Source organism: Bradyrhizobium sp. SZCCT0153 (assembly GCF_018129995.1).
Classification (GTDB): domain Bacteria; phylum Pseudomonadota; class Alphaproteobacteria; order Rhizobiales; family Xanthobacteraceae; genus Bradyrhizobium; species Bradyrhizobium japonicum_G.
The window spans coordinates 70,963-85,853 of record NZ_JAFCKS010000008.1; the positions used below are offsets into that span (position 1 = coordinate 70,963).

Sequence of the window (14,891 nt, forward strand, 5' to 3'; positions counted from 1 at the left end):
TTGAGGACGCCGAAGCGGAGCTTCGGCCGGTCTTAAGGACGCCGAAGCGGAGCTTCGGCTATGGGTTCTCACCAAATTGCAATGTCAAGACTTGAAGGTTTTTGCATTGCGTAGTCAAAGTTGGCCATGCCGATCGATTCATCAAAATTCTTCGACTCCATCCGGGTCAAGCCGAAAGGCAAGCAGCCGGACGTGAAGCCGCGCGACACCGTGGTCAATTGCGAATGGACCGGGTGTCAGAACAAGGGCGCCCACCGCGCGCCCAAGGGTCGCGAGAATTCGCGCGAGTACTGGCACTTCTGTCTGAATCACGTGCGCGAGTACAACCAGAACTACAATTTCTTCTCCGGCATGAATGCCGACGCCGTGGCGCGCTACCAGAAGGATGCGCTGACCGGCCACCGTCCGACCTGGAAGATGGGCGCCAATGGCGGCGTCAAGAAGGGTGCGGAGGCCGAGATCGACAGCGCCTTCGATCCGTTCAGCATGTTCGCGGAGCTCAACGGCCGCTCCGGCTGGCGGAAGGGCCCGGAGGCGGCGCCCAAGGCCGAAACGCGCAAGGTGATGAATGCCGAGCGCAAGGCGCTTCAGGTCATGGGTCTCGGCCCCGATTCCACGCTCGCCGACGTCAAGACCAAGTACAAGGCGCTGGTGAAGCAGCACCACCCCGACGCCAATGGCGGCGACCGCTCCACCGAAGACCGCCTGATCGAGATCATCAAGGCGTATAATTATCTGAAGACGGTGGTGCGGGAGGCGTAGGGCCTCACCGCGCGACGATTGGATGCCGCCCGCTCGGAAGCGGACGGCACCTTCAACGTTACCTTCCCCGACAGACACGGACGCGCTTGACGATGCGGCGTCCATGATAGCCGCGCGTGATGACGGTGCGTACGGTGCAGACTCTTCGCGGAGCGTAATGATAGCGTGCGTTCACGACGTCCCCGGAAACCGTTGCGCTGGGGAGAGGGTGAGCCGGCAGCGCATTGGCTGGTGCTGCGAGTGACGATAGAGCGAGCAGCGTTCCTGCAGCGAGGGCGTAGGAGAGCTTCTTCATTATCATTCCTTTTCTTGTCCGCCCCCGATGACTTTCGTGGGGGCGAGCTTGAATGCGTGGCCAATACTTTTGTTCCCGCTTGTCGCTGGGTCGCTGGGTCGCATGGGCAAAAAGCCCCACCAAATCCAGCTCTAGCGAGCGCGGCTAGCCCGCACGTGTTCAATCTGCGGGCATGGCCCCCACATACGACGAACTCGGCCGGATCAACCGACCGGTCCGCTGCTGCTCGCGCGCATGTGCGGTCCAGCCCGCGGCGCGCGCGGCAGCGAAGATCGGCGTGAAGGCCTGGCGCGGAATCGCCAGCGCATCGAGCAGGATCGCGGTGAAGAACTCGACATTCGTCTCCAGCGGCCGCTCCGGATTCTTCTTGCGCAGGGCGCTGCGGATATAGGCCTCGACCTCGCCGGCAAACGGCAGGCCGGCGCCGTCTGAGGCCAGCGCCTCGATGGCGGTCTTGAGCACGTCGGCGCGCGGATCGCGCACGCGGTAGACGCGGTGACCAAACCCCATCATCCGCTCGCCGCGCGCCAGCGCCGCGTCCACCCAGGGCTCGATGCGCTCGCGCGAGCCGATCGCATCGAGCATCTCCAGCACCGGCTCCGGCGCGCCGCCATGCAAGGGACCCGTGAGTGCGCAATAGCCGGCAGTGACGGCGGCAAACAGATCGGCCTGCGTCGAGGCGACCACGCGCGTGGTGAAGGTCGAGGCGTTCATGCCGTGGTCGCAGACGGTGACGAGATAGGCGTCGAGCGCGCTGACCTCGCGTGCTTCAGGCGCGCGCCCGTGCAGCATGCGCAGCGTATCGGCGGCGTGGCTCGCGCTCGGATCGGGCGCAACCGGATCGAGCCCCTTGGCGCGGCGGACCAGCGCGCCTGCGATCACCGGAAAGGCGCCGACGACGGTCGCCTCGTGCTCCAGCCCGTGCTCCGCGCGAAGCCCGGCGACCGCCGCGCGAAACCCGTCGACGATGCCCATGCCGCTCGTCACCGGCAGAAGGCCCGGCAATCGCGCGAAGGCGCGCTCGCGCGCCGCCCCCAGGCTCGCCCGCACATTGGCTTCGCTCAAGCTGGTCTGGCTAGCGCCGTTCCAGAGCCGGGCGGTGACGCCTTCGAAGCTCGACTGGCTGGCCAGTCGGCCGACATGCTCGCCGGCGATGATCAGTTCGCCGCGCTCGCCGTCGACATGGCTCAGCACGGTCTCGGCCGCGGGAACGCCGTCCAGCCCGATCTGGCTCTTGGTGAGGTGGATGTTCATGGCCCAAATCTCCTGTTCTACGCAGGGGAAAGGTCGGGCCTCTCGACAGATTGATCAATCTTGATTACATAAATCAATATGAAAAATTCGGAAGGCCTGTACCTGTCCGCGCGGGAGGCCGCCGCCGAGCTCGCGATCTCGCCGGCCACGCTCTACGCCTATGTCAGCCGAGGCCTGATCCGCTCCGAGCCGACGCCGGACTCGCGAAAGAACCGCTACCGCGCCGAGGATGTCCGCTCCCTCAAGGAGCGCCGGGTGCCGTCGCCGGAGCCGCGCGGCCTGCGCAGCTTCGACGCCGATTTGCCCGTGATGGACACGGAAATCTCGACCATCACCGAGGACGGCGCGATCTATCGCGGCGTCAATTGCGTCGATCTCGCCGAGAACGACACGCTGGAGCACACAGCGACGCTGCTGTGGGACGTCTCCGGCGTCGATCCGTTCGATCCGGACAATCAGCCCGCGATCTCCGAGGAGATGCGCATGATCGCGGATGCCGCGCGCCGGGCGGCGCCGATCGACCGCGCCATCGCCGTGCTCGCGCTGGCCGCGAGCGCCGACCCCCGCGCTTTCACCCGGGCGCCCGATGGCCGCGCCATGGTTGGCGCGCGCATCGTCCGGTTGCTGGTTGCCACCATGCTCAATGCCGAGCCGTCGGCCGGGGCGCTGCATCAGGAGATCGCAAGAGCCTGGGCGCCCGACAACAAGCACGCGCCCGATCTGATCCGCCGCGCGCTCGTTCTGCTCGCCGATCATGAATTGAACGCCTCGACCTTCACCGCGCGCTGCGCGGCCTCGACCGGCCTCAACCTCTACGACGCCGTCATCGCCGGCCTCGCCGCGCTGAAAGGCCCCAAGCACGGCGGCGCCGGCGTGCTGGCCTCGCAGCTCGTCAAGACGCTGGTCGATCGCGATGTCGCGCCCATGGTCCGCGAGCGCGTTGCGCTCGGCGAGCGCTTTGCCGGCTTCGGCCATGGCGTCTACAAGCGTGGTGATCCCCGCGCGCAGTCGCTGCTGAATGCGCTGGCCCGCGCCGGCGCGCCGCGAAAATTCACGCGCGAAGTGCCGGAGCGGATCGCGGAGGCGACCGGCGAGTTCGTCAATATCGACTACGCGCTCGCCGTGCTCGTGCATGCGTTGCGCTTGCCCGCGGGCAGCGAGCTCGCACTGTTCGCGATGGCCCGCAGCGTCGGCTGGATCGCGCATGCCAGCGAGCAATTGCAGTTCGGCAAGCTGATCCGCCCGCGGGCGCGCTATGTGGGGCCGGCGCCGGGGCGGAGAACGGGGGCTGAGCCGAAGAGCTAAATTTACACCCTCATGGTGAGGAGCGCGCCCTTCGCGCGCGTCTCGAACCATGCAGGCCTCTCGCCCGCGGCCATCCTTCGAGACGCCCGCCGTTGGCGGGCCCTCAGGATGAGGGCGGTGTGCTCTGATGCAGCCGATCAGACCGGTGGCTTCGCTTCGACGACACCACCGCCATTCCGGCGGCGGACGAGCCACACGGCCGCGCCCAGCACGATCGCGACCGCGATCACGGTCAGGATCCAGATGTGCTTGCCGACGTGCCCATGGTGGTGCAGGCCGGCATATTCGTGCAGGGCCGACACCGCCAGCACGCCAGGCAGCACGTGCGCCGGCGCCCAGACCAGGATCGCGGGGATGTTGATCGCGTAAAACTTCGCAGGCGCCATCCCGAGCGCACCGGCGGTCACCGGCACGAAGGCGCGGATTGGTGGCACGAAGCGGGCGAAGAACACGGCCCAGGTGCCGAAGCGGTGGAAGAAGCTTTCGCTCTCCTCGACCAGGCGCGGATAATTGGTCAGCGGCCAGGTGTTGAGGATCTCGCGTTGCTGCCGGTGCCCGATCCAGTAGGCGGACCCGTCGCCGAGTACCGCACCGACCACTGCCGCCAGCAGCACCCATTGCAGCTTCAATTCCCCGCCCGGGACCAGGGCGCTCAGTGCCAGGATGATGGTCGAGCCAGGCACCACCGAGCCAACCACCGGAACGGCTTCCAGCAGCGCCGCCAGGAACAGGGTCAGGTAGGCCAGCCACGCATGGGCCGAAACGAACGCGATGAAGGGATCGAGAAAGGACGTCACATGGTCTCTGTGGTGGGTGGGGCCAGGCGGGTTCAGAGCGGGTTCAGACCCTACATAAGTAAGCAGAGGCGGTAAAAGTGCCACTCAGGTGGGCAGGCCGTAGGCCCCGCACGAAATTCGGGCGCGATTCGCAGAGCAGCCTTCCAAAAATCGCGTTCCTTGCCTATCTAAATGAAAAGACAACGGAACTTTGATTGGGGGGCGGGCTTCTGCCGGCACGTTGTCTCTGATAGGTTCGCAGGTGCACCCAGCCGCAGCCACCGTGCAAATAACTGGTCTCGGGATCGCCCGGGACCTCGGAGGATTGATGACGACCGCCGCCATGTCCAAAGTTGAGGAAGTTTCCGGTTTGCCCGACATGAAGGTGTCGGTGCGCCAGGTCTTTGGGATCGACAGCGATCTCGAAGTGCCGGCCTATTCCGCCGTCGATCCTCACGTGCCTGAAGTCGATTCCGATTACCGCTTCGACCGTGCCACCACGCTTGCCATTCTCGCCGGTTTCGCCAGGAACCGCCGCGTGATGGTGACCGGCTATCACGGTACCGGCAAATCCACCCATATCGAGCAGGTCGCCGCCCGCCTGAACTGGCCCTGCGTGCGCGTCAATCTCGACAGCCACATCAGCCGTATCGACCTCGTCGGCAAGGACTCGATCGTGGTCCGCGACGGCAAGCAGGTCACCGAATTCCGCGACGGCATCCTGCCCTGGGCGCTCCAGCACAACGTCGCGCTGGTGTTCGACGAATACGACGCCGGCCGCCCGGACGTGATGTTCGTGATCCAGCGCGTGCTGGAGGTCTCTGGCCGCCTGACGCTGCTCGACCAGAACAAGGTGATCAAGCCGCATCCGTGCTTCCGCCTGTTCGCGACGGCCAACACGGTCGGCCTCGGCGACACTTCGGGCCTCTATCACGGCACCCAGCAGATCAATCAGGGCCAGATGGACCGCTGGTCGATCGTCACCACGCTGAACTATCTCAGCCATGACGAGGAAGTGGAGATCGTGCTGGCGAAGGCCAAGCATTATCGCACCCAGGAGGGCCGCGACATCGTCAACAAGATGGTGCGCCTTGCCGATCTCACCCGTAACGCGTTCGCCAACGGCGATCTGTCGACGGTGATGAGCCCGCGCACGGTGATCACCTGGGCTGAGAACGCCGACATCTTCGGCGATATCGGATTTGCTTTCCGTGTCACCTTCCTCAACAAATGCGACGAGCTCGAGCGTCCCCTGGTCGCCGAGTTCTACCAGCGCTGCTTCAACGCGGAGCTGCCGGAATCCTCGGTGAACGTGGCGCTCAGCTGACCCCATGGCCAACATCACCGTCGAGCGCACCATTGGGACGACCAAGAAGGCTGTGCTCGCCGGGCTCGGCGCCTACAACGACGAGCATTTTGGGAAGCAGAAGTTCAAGAGTGTCGCGGTCTCGCTGAAGGACCGCGGCAAGATCGTCGGCGGCATCGTCGGGCACCTCTGGGCCACGGTTCTGTTCATCCAGTATTTCTGGATCGACCAGAAGCAGCGCGGCAAGGGTTTGGGGACGAAGCTGATCGCGGCGATCGAGGACGAGGCAAGACGGCAGGGCGCGGTCCAGGCCCATGTCGACACCATGAGTTTCCAGGCGCCGGGCTTCTATCGTTCCTGCGGGTACGAGGAATTCGGCACCCTCAAAGGCTATCCCGGCGGCGTGACGCGCCATTCGTTTACGAAGTCGCTATGAGCACATCATCATCCAACTCCAAATTCCGTAACACCAAGGAAGCGCCGACCGAGCCGTTCAAGCGCTCGGTCGCGTCCTGCCTGAAGGCGATCGCGAAATCGCCCGAGCTCGACGTCAGCTTCGCCGCCGAGCGGCCCGGTCTCGCGCCCGGCAAGGCCCGGCTGCCGGAGCCCGCGCGAAAAATGACCAAGCGCGATGCCGCGATCGTGCGCGGCCACGCCGATTCCATCGCGCTCAAGATCGCCTGTCACGATGCCAAGCTGCATCGCAAGCTGATGCCCGGCAATCCGCAGGCGCGCGGCGTGTTCGAGGCGGTGGAGCAGGCGAGGGTCGAGGCGATCGGCGCGCGCCGCATGGCGGGCGTTGCCAAGAACCTCACCGCGATGCTCGACGACCACTTTCACCGCGGCAAGTTCGACGAGATCACCGACCGCGCTGATGCGCCGCTCGCCGACGCGCTGGCGATGCTGGTGCGCGAGCGTCTCACCGGCATGGCGCCGCCGACGGCCGCCAAGAAAATGGTCGATCTCTGGCGTCCCATACTCGAAGACAAGATCGGCAAGCGGCTCGACCGGCTCGATACGCTGGTCGAGGACCAGACCCGGTTCGGCGACGCCGTGCATGATCTGCTGACCGCGCTCGAGCTCGGCGACGAGCGCAGCGCCGACAGCGAAGACAATGACGACGACGAGGAAAATCGCGACGGCGACAACGACCAGTCCGGCGCCGAAGGCTCGCCCGATTCCGATGCCGCGCAGGAGATGAGCGCCGACCAGGCGCAGGCGAGCTCGGAGGAGATGAGCGAGAGCGCGATGGAAAGCGCGCAGGCCTCGACCTCCGACACGTTCGACGATGGCGAGCTCGGCGACGACGAGACGCCGGGCGAGGCGACGCGTCCGAATTCGCACGGCAAGAACGAGCCGCGCGGGCCGGAATATCACGCGTTCGCCCCGAAATTCGACGAAATCATCGCCGCCGAAGACCTCTGCGACCACGACGAGCTGGAGCGCCTGCGCGCCTATCTCGACAAGCAGCTCGCGCATCTGCAGGGCATCGTCGCCCGCCTCGCCAACCGGCTTCAAAGGCGCTTGATGGCGCAGCAGAACCGCGCCTGGGAGTTCGACCTCGAAGAGGGCATTCTCGACCCCGCGCGCCTGTCGCGCGTCGTCACCGATCCCCATCACCCGCTGTCCTTCATGCACGAGAAGGAGGCGACGTTCCGCGACACCGTGGTGACGCTGCTGCTCGACAATTCCGGCTCGATGCGCGGACGCCCCATCACGGTGGCGGCGACCTGCGCCGACATCCTCGCCCGCACGCTGGAGCGTTGCGGCGTCAAGGTCGAGATCCTCGGCTTCACCACGCGCGCCTGGAAGGGCGGGCAGTCGCGCGAGGCGTGGCTTGCCGCCGGCAAGCCGGCCAGCCCCGGCCGCCTCAACGATCTCCGGCACATCATCTACAAGTCGGCGGATGCGCCCTGGCGCCGTGCGCGAAAAAATCTCGGCCTGATGATGCGCGAGGGGCTGCTGAAGGAGAACATCGACGGCGAGGCGCTCGACTGGGCGCACAAGCGCCTGCTCGGACGGCCCGAGCAGCGCAAGATCCTGATGATGATCTCGGACGGTGCGCCGGTCGACGATTCCACGCTGTCGGTCAATCCCGGCAACTATCTCGAGCGGCATCTGCGCCACATCATCGAGGAGATCGAGACCCGCTCGCCGGTCGAGCTGATCGCGATCGGCATCGGCCATGACGTCACCCGCTACTATCGCCGCGCGGTGACGATCGTGGACGCCGAGGAGCTCGGCGGCGCCATTACCGAAAAGCTCGCCGAGCTGTTCAGCGAAACCAACACCGCGCCGACGCAGCCGGCCGGTCGCCCGCGACGCAAATTGCATTCGTGAGCGCACCTCTATCCCGCCGCGGCTTTATCGGCCACGCGGCGGCGGGATTTTCCGCTTTCGCGATCCCTCGCCTGGCAAACGCGCAAGGCACGCCCGCGCCGCCGCGACGCGCGGCGCAGATCGATCACGGCGTCGCCGCGCCGGTCGGCATCGAGGTCAACGCGCGGCCGATTCCGGATTTCGAGCCGCGCGACCGTTCGCGCACGCGCTTCGGCTCGCTGGAATATCGCAGCGGCCTCGTGCTGACCTCGCCGCATCGGCGTTTTGGGGGCCTGTCCGGCTTCCGCTTCCTCGACAGCAAGGGCGAGCGCTTCCTGGCGCTGTCCGACCAGGGCACGTGGTTCACCGGCAGCATCCGCTATTCCGGCGGCAAGATGGTCGGCCTCGACGATGTCGAGGCGGCGCCGGTCCTCAATGCGGAGGGACGGCCGATCACCGAGAAGCGGCTGTGGTACGATACCGAGTCGATCGCGCGTGACGGCAACCTCGTCTATGTCGGGCTCGAGCGCGTCAACCAGATCATGCGGTTCGATTTCACCGGCGACGGCACCCGCGCCCGCGGCGAGGTGCTCGCCGTGCCGCCCGCGCTCCGCAAGCTGCCCTACAACAAGGGGCTCGAGGCGCTCGTGTTCGTGCCGAAGGGCGTGCCGCTGGCAGGCACGCTGATCGCGTTCTCCGAGGAGGGGCTGGATGCGAACGGCAATCTGGTCGCCTTCCTGATCGGCGGCCCCACGCCCGGCCAGTTCAGCGTCCGCCGCACCGAAAAATTCGACATCAGCGATGCGGTGCTGCTGCCCTCGGGCGATCTCTTGATCCTCGAACGCAAGTTCTCCTGGTTCACCGGCGTCGATATCCGCATCCGCGCGATCCCGCTGAAGTCGATCGCGCCGAACGCGGTGGTCGACGGCCCCGCGCTGTTCAAGGCCGATCTCGGCCAGGAGATCGACAACATGGAAGGCATCGACGCCCACGTCACCGCCGAGGGCGAGACCGTGCTGACGCTGGTGTCGGACGACAATTTCTCGATGCTCCAGCGCACGCTGCTGCTGCAGTTCGCGCTGGTGGAGTGAGGTACTGTCATCGCGGCGAGATTCTGGATTGCTTCGCTTCCGCCGTCGCTCTTCGCGCTATGGCGGACGAGCCGCTCGCAATGACGAATGGAGACGGATTTCCACTAAACCCTGACCGCAATGCATGCCGTCCCGGTCGGCCATGTCCCTCGCGCAGCTGGCAATTCGCCATCGAGCTACTAAACTTCATGCAATCGCTTCCATCCCTCCATCCCCCGGAACTCCCCGCATGAGCGCCCTGTTTTCCCCGATCAAGCTGCGCGGCCTGACGTTGAAGAACCGCATCGTGGTGTCGCCGATGTGCCAGTATTCGGCCGAGGACGGCGTCCCCACCGACTGGCACTTCACCCACATCAACAATCTCAGCCTGTCGGGCGCGGCGATGTTCTGCATCGAGGCGACCCATGTCGAGGCGATCGGCCGCATCACGCCGGGCTGCCTCGGGCTCTACAGCGATGCCGCCGAAGCCGCGCTGAAGCAGATCCTCGCTTCGGTGCGCAAGCATTCCTCGACCGCAGTGGCGATGCAGCTCGCGCATGCGGGCCGGAAAGCGAGCAGCGCGCGGCCCTGGGACGGCGGCCAGTTGATTCCGCTCGACCAGGGCGGCTGGCAGACGGTGGCGCCGTCGGCGCTGCCGCACAAGGAGGGTGAGGCGGCGCCGCTGGCGCTGGATGGCGCCGGCCTCAAGCGCATCCGCGAGGCCTTCGTCGACAGCGCCAGGCGCGCGGCCCGCATCGGCATCGACGCGATCGAGCTGCACGGCGCGCACGGCTATCTCATGCATCAGTTCCTGTCGCCGATCTCCAACAGGCGCACCGACGAATATGGCGGGTCCCTGCAGAACCGCATGCGCTTCCCGTTGGAAGTCTACGACGCGGTGCGCGCCGTGTTCCCGCACGACAAGCCGGTCGGCATGCGGGTGTCGTCGACCGACTGGGTCGAGGGCGGCTGGGACCTGGCGCAGACCATCGAATTCGCGAACGCGCTGAAGGCGCGCGGCGTCGACTGGATCGACGCGTCCTCCGGCGGCGTCTCGCCGCTGCAGAAGATCCCGCTCGGCCCCGGCTACCAGGTGCAGTTCGCGGAGGCCATCAAGCGCGAAACGGGATTGCCCACCATCGCGGTCGGCCTGATCACGGAAGGCAAGCAGGCCGAAGAGATCGTCGCCTCCGGCAAGGCCGACATGGTCGCGCTCGCCCGCGGCATGCTCTACGACCCGCGCTGGGCCTGGCATGCCGCCGCCGAGCTCGGCGGCGAGGTCGAGGCCCCGCCGCAATATTGGCGCTCGCAGCCCTCGACGCAGAAGGCGCTGTTCGGCAAGACGACGTTCGGGGCGCGGTAGGCTTTTGACCTCGCCCGCCTGCGGGGAGAGGGAGGCGACGCGCCGCCCCACGCATCCGTAAATCTCCTCAGCTTCCACCCCCCGCAAATCTGGCCTAACCTCTGCCGCATTAACTCCTCGCGGAGGCCCGCCATGCGATTTCGTGTCCGGAAGGCTGCCCACGTCATCGAGCGCGTGGGACTTGCTATGGCAGGCGCAGCGTGCGGGCTGTTCGTCGGCGCCTATGTGGGATCGGCGATTCCCACGCTGACCACGCAGGGCTTCCTGCTGCTGATGATGGTGCTCGGCTTCGCCGGCTTCTATCTCGGCATCGACACGCCGCAGCTGCCCTTCGACGAGGCCCATGGCGAAATCGACGCCGCGGAGCTGCTGAGCTCGGCCGGTACGCTCTGCGCCACGCTCACGGCGTTTGCCTCCGTCGCCGTCATCGTGCTCCGCCTGGAGCCGCACATGGCCTGGACCTGGCTCGCCTTGTTCGGCTGGATCGCCGGTGTCGCGATGCAGATCGTCGCGGGCGCGAAAGCGCGGATGCGTAAGTAGCTTGCTTCCTTCTCCCCTTGAGGGAGAAGGTGGCGCGAAGCGCCGGATGAGGGGTGTGCCACCGCGAATTCAGCTGTGAAAGATGAGATTGCGGAGGCAGACCCCTCACCCGTCTCGCCGCTAAGCGGCGAGCCACCCTCTCCCACAAGGGGAGAGGGGTAAGCAAGCTAACCCCTTTCTAGAACACCACGCCGACCCGCGTGCCGCGCTTCCAGGCGATGCGACAGCGCTTCCTGGTGTTGACGTGCAGCAGCTCGAACCTGTCGGGGATATTCACCTGGCCGCCGAGATCGACGCAGGCGCCGCCGGGCGAATAGTCGATCAGCGTGCAGACGATCACCGGCGCGCTCTTGTCGGTGATGATCTTGGCCTGGCGGGACACCAGGCCTGCAGGCTTCACGCGGGCATGTCGGCGCGGATGCATTGGCACTCTCCTCCAATTCCGCAGGTCTCGCGGCGGGCTTGCCGGCCATGATGAACGGGAGAGGATGCGAACCGGCTAAGGCGGGGCCGAGAATTTTAACGAAAAGTGGCGGCGAATGGAGAAAGCGGCGGTAACGGGGTGCCCCCTCCAGGGGAGGGTGGCAGTGGGTTCACCCCGTCACGATCTCCCCCGACGCCTCCACCCCCGTATGCGGCTGTACCGGCATCGGCACCGTCTCGTACAGTTTCGGCAGGTTCACCGGCCGGTAGCCCGGCTCCGCCGCCATCCGCTTCAGCACGCTCTCGTGCACATGGGCGCCTTCGGGGATCGGGCGCGGCTCGCTATCGGGGATGTAGAAGCCCAGGAACACCTTCCGCTCCGGCCATTCCTTGTACTTCGCGCTCTTGGGCAGATATTCCAGCACGCGCCAGAGCGCGGTCATGGAATCGTGCAGCATGCCCGTCTTGCCGGTGTAGGCGGGCGCGACGTACTGGAACGGCGAGTTCTTGCGCTGGATGCCCCAGGCGAGCTGGTTCACGGTGCGCGGGTTGAAGTTCAGCCCCGCCTTCGCGGCTTCATCGATCATCCAGATCAGCGGATATTTGGACTCGCCGCTCTCGGCCTCCGCATAGCCGCCGCCGACGTCGCTGTGCACGCCGGCGAACCACACCTGCATGATGTCCTGCGGCTCCTTCTTCTCGTCGGGCACGTAGCGGTTGCGCCAATAATCCTGCGGCTCCTTATACTGCTTGAGGCGGAACATGCAGCGCCGCTCGTCGATGGCGATCGCCTGGCGGAAGATGTTGACGCTGGGATTGCGCAGCGTGAAGGCGAGCTCCTCCAGGCTGAACACGAAGAAGAAATTGTCGCGCCGCGGCACGATCACGCTCGCCACCGTGTCCCAGACGCCGATGAAGTGGATGGTCGCCCAGCGCGTCGAGGTGATGCGCGCGAACTGCGCGGCGAGGTCGAATTCGTCCTTCGGCAGCGGCCCGCTCTCGTCGGTCGCGACGTCCTTGAGGTCCTCGAAATCGTTGCCGCGCCCGGTGCCGGAATATTGCTTGTAGGCGACAAGGCCACTGCCTGCGAGGTTGGCCTGCTCCGGCGAGATCAGCCCGATCTTGTGGATCAGCCCCGCCAGCACGCGGACCGTGTAGGCACCGCGCGAAAAACCGAACAAATGGATCTTGTCGCCCGGCGCGTAATGCTCGACCAGGAAGCAATAGGCCGACAGCACGTTGTCATCGAGCCCGTAGCCGGTGGCGAGCCCCAGCACCAGGTTGACGTCGGCCTTGATGCGGTGCCACGTCGACGGCTCCGTCACCGTGCCGACCCCGGGATCGTAGAACACCATCTGCCGCGGCCGCGTTTTGTCGGTCTTGCGCAGGCAGCGATACAGCTTCAGGACGTTGGAGATGTTCTCCGAGATCTCGTTGCCGGTGCCGTCGCAGCAGATGACGAGATTTTTCGGCTCGGCTTTGTGGTCGGTGTTGCGCTCGGACTCCACAGGTCGGCCCCTCCCGGTGATGCTACCGGGACGAGTATAGCAAGAAAGCGCGACGGCGAGGAGACGATGGTACTTCTCACCCTCTCCCCTTGTGGGAGAGGGTGGATCAATCGCGCTAAGCGCGATTGAGACGGGTGAGGGGTTTCTCTCCGCGCGCTAATCTGTCGCGTCGGAATTCCCGGACACAACCCCTCATCCGCCTTGCCTTCGGCAAGGCACCTTCTCCCACAAGGGGAGAAGGGAAGGTAGCGCTCGTCTCCGCCCGCTACTTCTTCTTCGCGGGGCCGAAATCCGGCTGCCAGTTGGCGTCCTTGCGGGTCGGTGCCGCGGCGATCACCTTGGTCTTGTCCTTCTTCGGCTTCTTGATCTCGCGATTGCTGCGTTGCTGGCCCTTGCTCATGTCGCTCTCCGGTGGTTTGAGGTCGTCGAGTTCGTCCGATTGCAGCACGCGGCCGCGCGGGGTGCAGACGCGCACGTCCATGTAGCCGTCGCGCAGCAGTTTTCGCGCGAGGCGCAGTGCGACCGTGGCGCTGCCGCGGCCGAGATTGGCGCTGCCATATTCGTTGGTCCCGCTGACCAGATAAGGCACGCGCATGGCCCTAGCCATTGAGGATCGCGGCTCCACGCAGCAGAAGAAGCAGGAACAGCGGCATGACCGCCAGCGGCACGATCCATTCCAGGATGCGACGGCGCGACATCGAACGTTCCCTGCGGGTCTGTCGGCGGGAGCGCAACTGACCCCAGTCACCGGTCGAAGCCGTCGGATGTCGCGGTGATGCGGCGAGCCTACGCCTGCGGCCCGCCAATAGCGAGACCTAAAGCGCGCCGCGCTGCAGCGCGGCCGCGATAATGCTGGCTATTGCCGCGCAACAAGCGCATGGTCTGGCTACGTCGGCGTCGGTTGGGGCCCCTCTTTGCGAAAGGCAGGCGCGCATGACCATCCGCTCGCGGCGAGAAACAATCACCTTCAAGCATCCGTTCCACATCCGCGGCGTCGAGCGCGAATTGCCCGCTGGCGCCTATGAGGTCGTCACCGACGAGGAGATGATCGAGGGCCTGTCGTTCGCGTCATATCGCCGCGTCGCCACCATGATCACGGTGCCGTCCGAAGGCGTGCAGGGCGCGACGGAGTTGCTGTCGATCGGCTCGGTCGACCTTGCCGATGCGCAGCGCCTCGATGCGAGTGCCGCCCCATGAGCGACTACCCCGTGGATCTCGACAAGCATCGCGGCATGGCCGCGCAGAAGGCGACCGATCTGCGCCGCGCGCTGGCCGACGTCGAATCCCAGGTCAGGGAGCTGCGCGAGCGCGAGGCCGATCTCGAACATCGCATGATGACGGTGCCGGCGATGTCGTGGCCGGAGGCCGCGGTGAAGGCGCGCCATCTGCTCAACCTCTACGCCGCCAGCCTGCCGGTCGAGGACACCAAGCACCGCGCGCTGGTGACGGCGCTGCTGGACGATTTCGTGCGGCTCGGCGGCGAAGGCTGAAGCCGGCCGCGATCGCGGTCTCGCTCCACCTCTCCCGCGAGCGGGAGAGGTCGGCGCGTCCGGCCGATGCGAAGCATCGTCCCCGCGCGCCGGGAGAGGGCTCTCTCCTCGTTGGGGCTCTCGCCTGCGGAGACACCCTCACCCCAACCCTCTCCCGCAAGCGGGAGAGGGAGCATACCCATCTCGCAAAGGAACGCCCCATGACCCTCACCACCAGCCGCTTCATCGGCCACGACCAGGACCGCGGCATCGTCCAGTTCTCGATGCAGGACGGCGCCAGGGAGATCGCCTGCGCGATCTCGACCTCCGCGATGGACGACCTCGAGCGCGGCCCGCGCGCCAGGCCCAACGAGCGCGAAGCCCAGTTCACCCGCCTGCGCGAGCGCATCGAAGCCTGCACCGGACGGAAATATCAGGCCACGGAGTTCGAAGGCACCCCGCCGGGGATCGTGCTGCGGAGCATTGATTTTCGGGGGTAGG

General features: G+C 66.1%; 16 protein-coding genes. 11 read left to right on the forward strand and 5 right to left on the reverse strand.

What is annotated here, in order from left to right; all coding sequences use genetic code 11:
- The first annotated feature begins 126 nt into the window (after positions 1-126).
- Positions 127-762 (forward strand): J domain-containing protein, encoded by a 636-nt coding sequence (locus JQ572_RS28475; RefSeq protein WP_211386145.1) that lies wholly within the window; start codon positions 127-129, stop codon positions 760-762.
- A 454-nt stretch (positions 763-1,216) separates the two neighbouring features.
- On the opposite strand, the gene JQ572_RS28480 is transcribed toward JQ572_RS28475, so the two are convergent.
- Entirely contained in the window at positions 1,217-2,311 is a 1,095-nt protein-coding gene (locus JQ572_RS28480) for a citrate synthase/methylcitrate synthase (protein ID WP_211386146.1), read from the reverse strand.
- A gap of 78 nt (positions 2,312-2,389) precedes the next feature.
- On the opposite strand from JQ572_RS28480, the gene JQ572_RS28485 reads away from it, so the two are divergent.
- Complete coding sequence (locus JQ572_RS28485; protein ID WP_211386147.1) at positions 2,390-3,616, forward strand: citrate synthase family protein; 1,227 nt, start codon at positions 2,390-2,392, stop codon at positions 3,614-3,616.
- 137 nt (positions 3,617-3,753) lie between these two features.
- Here the strand turns inward: JQ572_RS28485 and JQ572_RS28490 are convergent, their stop codons facing one another.
- Positions 3,754-4,413 carry a DedA family protein gene (locus JQ572_RS28490; RefSeq protein ID WP_211386148.1) on the reverse strand — a complete coding sequence of 220 codons (660 nt, stop codon included), beginning with the start codon at positions 4,411-4,413 and terminating at the stop codon, positions 3,754-3,756.
- Between the two features lie 322 nt (positions 4,414-4,735).
- Between JQ572_RS28490 and cobS the strand changes: the two genes are divergently transcribed.
- The 6 genes from cobS to JQ572_RS28520 all read left to right on the forward strand — a co-directional run bounded on the left by cobS (position 4,736) and on the right by JQ572_RS28520 (position 10,990).
- Positions 4,736-5,719 carry a cobaltochelatase subunit CobS gene (gene cobS, locus JQ572_RS28495; RefSeq protein ID WP_372702951.1) on the forward strand — a complete coding sequence of 328 codons (984 nt, stop codon included), beginning with the start codon at positions 4,736-4,738 and terminating at the stop codon, positions 5,717-5,719.
- Positions 5,720-5,723: 4 nt separating this feature from the next.
- On the forward strand, positions 5,724-6,134 hold the full coding sequence (locus JQ572_RS28500; protein WP_211386150.1) for a GNAT family N-acetyltransferase: 411 nt from the start codon (positions 5,724-5,726) through the stop codon (positions 6,132-6,134).
- Positions 6,131-8,038, forward strand: a complete 1,908-nt coding sequence (gene cobT / locus JQ572_RS28505) for a cobaltochelatase subunit CobT (RefSeq protein WP_211386151.1) — start codon at positions 6,131-6,133, stop codon at positions 8,036-8,038. The genes JQ572_RS28500 and cobT overlap by 4 nt, the downstream gene beginning before the upstream one ends.
- Complete coding sequence (locus tag JQ572_RS28510) at positions 8,035-9,108, forward strand: esterase-like activity of phytase family protein (protein WP_211386152.1); 1,074 nt, start codon at positions 8,035-8,037, stop codon at positions 9,106-9,108. Before cobT ends, JQ572_RS28510 begins: the two co-directional genes overlap by 4 nt.
- A gap of 229 nt (positions 9,109-9,337) precedes the next feature.
- Complete coding sequence (locus JQ572_RS28515) at positions 9,338-10,450, forward strand: NADH:flavin oxidoreductase/NADH oxidase (protein WP_211386153.1); 1,113 nt, start codon at positions 9,338-9,340, stop codon at positions 10,448-10,450.
- 132 nt (positions 10,451-10,582) lie between these two features.
- Positions 10,583-10,990 carry a hypothetical protein gene (locus tag JQ572_RS28520; RefSeq protein ID WP_211386154.1) on the forward strand — a complete coding sequence of 136 codons (408 nt, stop codon included), beginning with the start codon at positions 10,583-10,585 and terminating at the stop codon, positions 10,988-10,990.
- Positions 10,991-11,168: 178 nt separating this feature from the next.
- On the opposite strand, the gene JQ572_RS28525 is transcribed toward JQ572_RS28520, so the two are convergent.
- The 3 genes from JQ572_RS28525 to JQ572_RS28535 form a co-directional block, all read right to left on the reverse strand.
- Positions 11,169-11,414, reverse strand: coding sequence for a PilZ domain-containing protein (locus tag JQ572_RS28525; protein WP_211386155.1), 246 nt, complete (start codon positions 11,412-11,414; stop codon positions 11,169-11,171).
- Positions 11,415-11,583: 169 nt separating this feature from the next.
- Positions 11,584-12,921: a DUF2235 domain-containing protein gene (locus tag JQ572_RS28530; RefSeq protein WP_211386156.1), complete on the reverse strand. Its 1,338-nt coding sequence runs from the start codon at positions 12,919-12,921 to the stop codon at positions 11,584-11,586.
- 265 nt (positions 12,922-13,186) lie between these two features.
- The gene (locus JQ572_RS28535) at positions 13,187-13,528 is read right to left on the reverse strand and encodes a hypothetical protein (RefSeq protein ID WP_211386300.1); all 342 of its coding nucleotides are present in this window, start codon (positions 13,526-13,528) and stop codon (positions 13,187-13,189) included.
- Between the two features lie 326 nt (positions 13,529-13,854).
- Here JQ572_RS28535 and JQ572_RS28540 point away from each other — a divergent pair, with 326 nt between their 5' ends.
- The 3 genes from JQ572_RS28540 (at position 13,855) to JQ572_RS28550 (ending at position 14,890) form a co-directional block, all read left to right on the forward strand.
- On the forward strand, positions 13,855-14,118 hold the full coding sequence (locus JQ572_RS28540) for a hypothetical protein (protein ID WP_211386157.1): 264 nt from the start codon (positions 13,855-13,857) through the stop codon (positions 14,116-14,118).
- Positions 14,115-14,411, forward strand: coding sequence for a hypothetical protein (locus JQ572_RS28545; protein WP_211386158.1), 297 nt, complete (start codon positions 14,115-14,117; stop codon positions 14,409-14,411). The genes JQ572_RS28540 and JQ572_RS28545 overlap by 4 nt, the downstream gene beginning before the upstream one ends.
- Before the next feature lie 200 nt (positions 14,412-14,611).
- Entirely contained in the window at positions 14,612-14,890 is a 279-nt protein-coding gene (locus tag JQ572_RS28550; RefSeq protein WP_211386159.1) for a DUF1488 family protein, read from the forward strand.
- Position 14,891 lies beyond the last annotated feature (1 nt).

Bases quoted from the DNA above. Each gene is read 5' to 3' on its own strand.
- JQ572_RS28475 (WP_211386145.1), top strand. From the start codon at position 127: ATGCCGATCGATTCATCAAAATTCTTCGACTCCATCCGGGTCAAGCCG.
- JQ572_RS28480 (WP_211386146.1), bottom strand. From the start codon at position 2,311: ATGAACATCCACCTCACCAAGAGCCAGATCGGGCTGGACGGCGTTCCC.
- JQ572_RS28485 (WP_211386147.1), top strand. From the start codon at position 2,390: ATGAAAAATTCGGAAGGCCTGTACCTGTCCGCGCGGGAGGCCGCCGCC.
- cobS (WP_372702951.1), top strand. From the start codon at position 4,736: ATGTCCAAAGTTGAGGAAGTTTCCGGTTTGCCCGACATGAAGGTGTCG.
- JQ572_RS28500 (WP_211386150.1), top strand. From the start codon at position 5,724: ATGGCCAACATCACCGTCGAGCGCACCATTGGGACGACCAAGAAGGCT.
- cobT (WP_211386151.1), top strand. From the start codon at position 6,131: ATGAGCACATCATCATCCAACTCCAAATTCCGTAACACCAAGGAAGCG.
- JQ572_RS28515 (WP_211386153.1), top strand. From the start codon at position 9,338: ATGAGCGCCCTGTTTTCCCCGATCAAGCTGCGCGGCCTGACGTTGAAG.
- JQ572_RS28520 (WP_211386154.1), top strand. From the start codon at position 10,583: ATGCGATTTCGTGTCCGGAAGGCTGCCCACGTCATCGAGCGCGTGGGA.
- JQ572_RS28525 (WP_211386155.1), bottom strand. From the start codon at position 11,414: ATGCATCCGCGCCGACATGCCCGCGTGAAGCCTGCAGGCCTGGTGTCC.
- JQ572_RS28535 (WP_211386300.1), bottom strand. From the start codon at position 13,528: ATGGCTAGGGCCATGCGCGTGCCTTATCTGGTCAGCGGGACCAACGAA.
- JQ572_RS28540 (WP_211386157.1), top strand. From the start codon at position 13,855: ATGACCATCCGCTCGCGGCGAGAAACAATCACCTTCAAGCATCCGTTC.
- JQ572_RS28545 (WP_211386158.1), top strand. From the start codon at position 14,115: ATGAGCGACTACCCCGTGGATCTCGACAAGCATCGCGGCATGGCCGCG.
- JQ572_RS28550 (WP_211386159.1), top strand. From the start codon at position 14,612: ATGACCCTCACCACCAGCCGCTTCATCGGCCACGACCAGGACCGCGGC.